Source organism: Nitratidesulfovibrio liaohensis (assembly GCF_011682075.1).
In the GTDB taxonomy this organism is placed as follows: domain Bacteria; phylum Desulfobacterota; class Desulfovibrionia; order Desulfovibrionales; family Desulfovibrionaceae; genus Cupidesulfovibrio; species Cupidesulfovibrio liaohensis.
Window position 1 is genome coordinate 1 of record NZ_VSMK01000647.1, and the last position, 959, is coordinate 959.

The following is a 959-nucleotide window of genomic DNA, read 5'->3' on the forward strand; positions in this document are numbered from 1 at the left end:
TGCTCTTCCGATCCTGGCCGTGCACGTGTGCACCGCCCGGCACGACGAAGAGGCGGCCCTGCGCTGCGACGACAGCGTGGCCCTGCCCCTGCCGGTGCCCACGGCGGACAGCGGCGTGTTCATCCGGCTGGCGCATGAAGGACTCGACCGCGTCTTTCGTCCGGGGTATCCCTACGCCAAGGCCGGGGTGATGCTGTACGGCCTGGAACGGGCAGACACCCGGCAGGGCAGCCTGCTGGCTCTGGCCGACGGCACGGCGGAACGTGACGCCGCGCGCGAGCGGCTGATGGGAGTGGCCGACCGGATCAACGCCCGGTACGGACGCGGCAAGCTGCGCCATGCGGCGGAAGGGCTGGACGACAAGGCCCCGTGGCACATGCGCCAGCGGCACCGCTCGCCGCGCCGCACCACGGCATGGGATGAACTGGCCGAGGCGCTGTGCAAATAGTGGCCGCCGACACCACGCGGGCGCTGCGCCCCCGGCGGTCGCATTTCGCGGGTGATGCCCGCGGGACGTAAAGAACGGCAGCGCGTTGCGTCCGACGCCATTCCGACAAACTCATGCGCTATGCACAGGGTACGGCATCTGTCGTCCCGCAGGGTCCGCAGGCCCCGCAAGCCCTCCAGCGCCGCATTCCGCCGCTCCGGTCATCAACGAAAATGGGCGGCAATGAGCGACAACTGGCGGCAATTGGACGGAAGCGGGAGCGCGGAAGCCGGGGCCGGATATCGGGCCGGACCGCTGCACGGCGCCACAAGGAACAGCCATGAAGGATTTCGTCTATCACAACCCGGTGGAGGTCCGCTTCGGTCCCGGTGTTCTGGCCGGGCTTGGCGCGCGGGTACGCGCGGCGGGTCTGGACCATGTGGTGCTGGTGGGCGGCGGAGAGGCGGCGCGCCGTGTGGGCGCGTACGATCAGGCCGTGGCTTCGCTGGATGGGGCGGGCGTGCGCCGCGGC

General features: G+C 70.7%; 1 protein-coding gene and 1 pseudogene. Both read left to right on the forward strand.

Annotation, left to right across the window (positions count from 1 at the left end; translation table 11 throughout):
* A partial coding sequence (locus FVW27_RS17125; protein WP_167127486.1) for a DUF4113 domain-containing protein occupies positions 1-448 on the forward strand: 448 nt, incomplete at its 5' end.
* A 319-nt stretch (positions 449-767) separates the two neighbouring features.
* Positions 768-959 (forward strand): annotated as a pseudogene (locus FVW27_RS17130) (iron-containing alcohol dehydrogenase); the annotation flags it as partial.